Source organism: Cyanobacteriota bacterium, assembly GCA_025054735.1.
Lineage (GTDB): Bacteria > Cyanobacteriota > Cyanobacteriia > SKYG9 > SKYG9 > SKYG9.
Window position 1 is genome coordinate 1 of sequence record JANWZG010000328.1, and the last position, 4,683, is coordinate 4,683.

Sequence of the window (4,683 nt, forward strand, 5' to 3'; positions counted from 1 at the left end):
AGCCACCCAGCCAGCAACCGGCTCATAGAAGCCCTAGCTAGTCAGTTGGCAGCCATTACCGCCTATTGGTCTAAAGCTCCCAATTTAGAACAACAGGTGCATACCCTTGTGCAACAGGGCTATGACTCTATTACTATCCTGCCCTATTTTCTGTTTGCAGGCAAAACAACTGATAGCATTGCCCAACAGGTGATCCAGCTTGCAGCAAAATACCCAACTCAGCAGTTGCGACTAGCAGCGCTTGTCTCATCTCATTTACAATTCACTGATGTAATCGCAAATTGGCTAAACTTGGTTCAATCACAACTGCAAACCGCCTAGGTCATAGCTAAAAACAGCTTGACCATAATGATACGAATCACGACCTAGCTAATCGTGTTTCAATATAGTACTGGATGGTACTAGTGACTATTGAGTTGTGAAGTTTCAACAACGCTACGGCGGCACCAGACCTGTAGAGTAACAAACTACACGTGATAAACCACAAATTGCTCACAACGATTTGATCACAATGACTTCGTTCTAGCGGGACACGTTATCCGTAGTTCTATCGTTTATCAGGGTGCAAAAATCAACATGTGGTCTATCTATTATCGATAGCAGACCTGCAATGGTGATTGGGGTTGGGGTTAGATAAACCTGTTTGCATAGGATCGATTTAGCGATGATGATAACTGGGGATGCTTTACCGGACTATAGTGTAAATGGTAACCGTAAACATAATCGTATAAATAGCGGTCATAGTATTGAGCAGTCCCAGGAGTCGATTTATGACTACTTTTTGGATATTGTTAAAACCTGTGCTGCCGACTTTGTCTTGCAGGAGTTTGCTCGTCTATTCATTCAATCAGCAGGCTCTGAGCGATCGGAGGTTTCCCAAGCTCTGCACGAACTTACCTTTGCTAACGATGAAGAAACCTTCCGTAACACACTGAAACGTACCTGTTACATTCTGGTCAATAACTGGGATACCAGTCGCAATTACCAAGCTATCCAAGACCTGATTAAGCTGTTTTTTGATACGACTCTACAAAAATACACAGCTTCAACAGTGTTGCGTCGAGTACGTGCCTGGGTTAGCAAGTTTGTTCAAAGCCAAGACTTTAGGGAATTAGAACTGTTTGCAGCTCGGCATGTCCCGGATCGTTATTCACACTGGAAACATCGCTATAACTCATTTTTGCTAGCTACCCAATACATCAACCCACAAAACTCCCCAGAGCAACGACGTGCTGCCCGAATGCTTTCCCGTAAGCTACGTGAGCAGTTCAAATTCAAGTTAGCCATGTATGTTGCCCATTCCCAAACGACTTCCTTGGGCGCAACTAGTAAAGAAGATCTAAACCCAACAGCCTTGGGTGAAGAAGCACTGTTGTTGATTAAGGCCCTTGCTGTACGTCGAGGATCCTACAGCTACGCCAACTTGGCTCGATTGTTCTTGGGCCAAACAAAACACTTAGCCTATGGTGATTTCAAGCGTAGTCTACAGAACTATCTCACCTTTTCTGTAGGGGATGTGAACATTACTAAGACCCTGAGCCAACGGTTAGCCGATCGGTTTGAAAATCTATACGTTGATATGGATGAGGAGCCAGTAACCTCGTCGCTACTGCTAAAAACCTGTAAGCGTGTCATTGAGCTACTAACTACTGAAAACCACCAAGATCCGTCTCCATTATTTGTGAGTTTAGTGTCTAGTAGCAGTCCACTAGTTTGGTCATCAATTCTGCTCAAAACAATTCTAATTTGTCCCCAAGTACGCCCTTATCTAGAGGCTTGTGTGGCTCGTATTATTCAGTATTACGAACCAATACCCGCAGATGATTGCCAGTGGGTGATTCATGCTATTGAAGTGCTCAATATTGTGCTGGCTATTCATGCAGATAATGTTGAGTACAATCTGATTAAGGTTCAAGACGACATTGATGAGTGTTCGCCAGAGTTAGAATCAGCGTCTGATTATCGCGTGTTTTCTCAAGTAAAGCATCAACTGACTAAGTAAAGCACTATAAGTAAAGCACTAGTAGGGTCATGTTCATTAACCTAGCCCGCACAAGTGCCCGCCAACGGGAAATCATTGAGATTGTGTTGCGCAATGGTTGGGACTATATGCGGCAACTGCTGACGGGTAGTAGTGCTGAGCAACCCCAGTTACCACCGCCAGAAATCTTGCGAAAAATTTTGACGGAGTTGGGGCCAGTTTACGTAAAGTTGGGGCAATTGCTGAGTACCCGGCCTGATATATTGCCACCTGCCTATGTGGAGGCACTGACGGCACTGCAAGCTAGGGTAGATCCAGTGGCTTGGCCAGAGGTAGAAGCGGTGATCCGTCAAGAGTTGGCTAGGCCGTTGGCAGAGGTCTTTGTCCGCGTGAACCCAGACCCAGTGGCAGCGGGTTCGATCGGCCAGATTCACTATGCAGTGTTGCTGGATGGACGGGCAGTAGCGGTGAAGGTACAGCGTCCTGGCATTGATGCTGTGGTGGAGCAAGATATTCTATTGCTAAAAAGCTTGGCTGACCTGGTGGCCAAGACAGATGTCGGTCAGAGCTACGATGTAGTGAGATTGGCAGAAGAGTTTGCTAATTCGCTACGATCGGAATTGCACTTTACCCAAGAGGCAAGCTATACCGAAACCCTGCGACAAAATTTATCGAATAGTCGCTGGTTTGACTCGTCACGACTGGCCATACCCCAGGTTTACCATGAGTTGACTAGCGATCGCGTGTTGGTGCTGGAATGGTTAGACGGTAAGCCCCTGTTGATGGCTGACATTACCGTATCAACTACTAGCCAGCGAGTACCCCTAACCCGCCCTGAGATTGCCAATTTGCTACTGCGGGCCTTCTTTCAACAGATTTGCATTGATGGCTTTTTCCATGCTGATCCCCACCCTGGCAATCTGTTCTATCTAACCGATGGGCGAGTAGCACTGTTAGACTGTGGCATGGTGGGACGGCTAGACCCGCGTACTCAAGAAGTGTTGCTAGAACTGCTGTTGGCACTGGTCAGTTTAGATGCTCGGCGCTGTGCAGAATTGACAGTGAAGCTAGCTCCGCCTACAGAACCCGTTAACCTGCTGCGACTAGAACGAGATTTCGATCGCCTGCTGCGTCGGTATTACAGCTTGAGTCTGTCGGAATTTAGTTTTAGCCAGCTTTTTTATGAAGTGCTACAGGTGGCCCGCGATAACCGTATCCGCATTCCTGGTAATTTGGGTTTGTGCGCTAAGGCTCTGGCGAACCTAGAGGGGGTGGGTCGAGGGTTGGATCCAGACTTTAACCTGCCTACTCAAATTCGTCCGCTAATGGCGAGTGTCTTCCAGCGTCAGATTTTGGGAGATGCCCCGCTGCCTGCCATTTTGCGCACGGTTTTAGACCTAAAGGATTTGTCGCTTCGTTCTCCCCGACAGGTGGAGATGCTATTAGAACGCCTAACATCAGAAACCCTGCGCTGGAATTTGTCTATACAGGAGCTTGATCCCCTACGACGCAGCATGGAACTAGCAGCTAATCGCCTATCCTTCAGCATTGTGGTGGGGGCGTTGATTGTGGGAGCAGCTATCATTTCTGCCCAAGATGGCATCAGCCAAGTGGTCTGGTTAAGTGATGCACTGTTCGCAGGAGCTAGTTTGTTGGGGTTATGGCTATTGATCAGCATTCTGCGCCGATCGTAGGTTGGTGCCATCCCTTCAGTTCCTACTGGGGCGATCGAGTTAAAAAGGGCACGTCAATAATTTCTCCTTGAGCATCTCCAACTTGCACAACTAAACCTACACCCCCTGCCTTGGTGCGGACATAGGCTAGTCCTTGCCAAGTTCCACCTGTCTCTGGAGTGGCAACACTGGTCAACCGCCCTACCTTCTCGTCACCGACCATCAGAGGAGTGCCAGCAGGAACGAAGCGATTGAGGCGAATGCCCCAGAGATGTTGTTTTACGCCGTTGTAGGTATTTAGACGGGCGATCGTTTCCTGGCCAATGTAACAGCCCTTATTAAAGGAGATCGTATGCCAAAGCCCTGCCTCTAGGGGATTGTAGTCCTCTGTCAACTCAGCGTCGGGAAGGGGCCTGCCTTGGTGAATGCGAAGGAATTCCCAGGTGCGATCGTCTATCATGGTTGCCCCCGCCGCCACAAGTGCAGCCTGGAGAGTTGGTGCATAAGCTATCTCTGTCAACAGGGTATAGCCGGGCAAAGCTAACCCACTGCCGATCGCTAGCCGACAGGGCACATCCGCAATAGTCACCGTTTGATGGTCACCGTAGGCACCTGTGATAGTTGCTCCCAGTGTCGATAGGAGTGATTGGCTGCCAGTTCCTAGAATGCGGAATACTGCCATCTGGTCAGTGATGTCCTTTAGGTCTACTTGATCAGCAGGGAAGATGAAGCGATCCATCCAGTCCAACAACCGTTGGCGACGGTTAGGAGACACTAGCAACCACACGGTTGTTTCTAAAACATAGGCAGTTACAAGGTCGATGGTGCGGGCTGTAGAAGTAACAAATACCGTGTCACAGCCTTGGCCTGGCTGTAAGGCATTAAAGTTGTTAGTGCTCTGGTTATGCAGATATCGCAGACGATCGTTGCCACTGATAGCCAATAAGCCCCAGTGGGAACTGTCATACACCATCACATCCCTGCCTAGGATGTCAAGGGTGCTCGCCGTTTGGATGTCCTGCCCCATAT

4 protein-coding genes are annotated in these 4,683 nt (G+C 48.5%); 3 read left to right on the plus strand and 1 reads right to left on the minus strand.

Annotation, left to right across the window (positions count from 1 at the left end; genetic code table 11):
• The 3 genes from NZ772_14300 to NZ772_14310 form a co-directional block, all read left to right on the plus strand.
• A partial coding sequence (locus NZ772_14300; GenBank protein MCS6814721.1) for a sirohydrochlorin chelatase occupies positions 1 to 321 on the plus strand: 321 nt, incomplete at its 5' end.
• A gap of 343 nt (positions 322 to 664) precedes the next feature.
• Positions 665 to 2,002: a hypothetical protein gene (locus NZ772_14305; GenBank protein MCS6814722.1), complete on the plus strand. Its 1,338-nt coding sequence runs from the start codon at positions 665 to 667 to the stop codon at positions 2,000 to 2,002.
• A 29-nt stretch (positions 2,003 to 2,031) separates the two neighbouring features.
• Complete coding sequence (locus NZ772_14310; protein MCS6814723.1) at positions 2,032 to 3,675, plus strand: AarF/ABC1/UbiB kinase family protein; 1,644 nt, start codon at positions 2,032 to 2,034, stop codon at positions 3,673 to 3,675.
• A gap of 22 nt (positions 3,676 to 3,697) precedes the next feature.
• Here the strand turns inward: NZ772_14310 and NZ772_14315 are convergent, their stop codons facing one another.
• Positions 3,698 to 4,681 carry a folate-binding protein gene (locus NZ772_14315; protein MCS6814724.1) on the minus strand — a complete coding sequence of 328 codons (984 nt, stop codon included), beginning with the start codon at positions 4,679 to 4,681 and terminating at the stop codon, positions 3,698 to 3,700.
• Positions 4,682 to 4,683: the final 2 nt, after the last annotated feature.

Excerpts from the sequence above, each read along its gene's own strand:
- NZ772_14305 (MCS6814722.1), top strand. The coding sequence starts at position 665 with ATGATGATAACTGGGGATGCTTTACCGGACTATAGTGTAAATGGTAAC.
- NZ772_14310 (MCS6814723.1), top strand. The coding sequence starts at position 2,032 with ATGTTCATTAACCTAGCCCGCACAAGTGCCCGCCAACGGGAAATCATT.
- NZ772_14315 (MCS6814724.1), bottom strand. The coding sequence starts at position 4,681 with ATGGGGCAGGACATCCAAACGGCGAGCACCCTTGACATCCTAGGCAGG.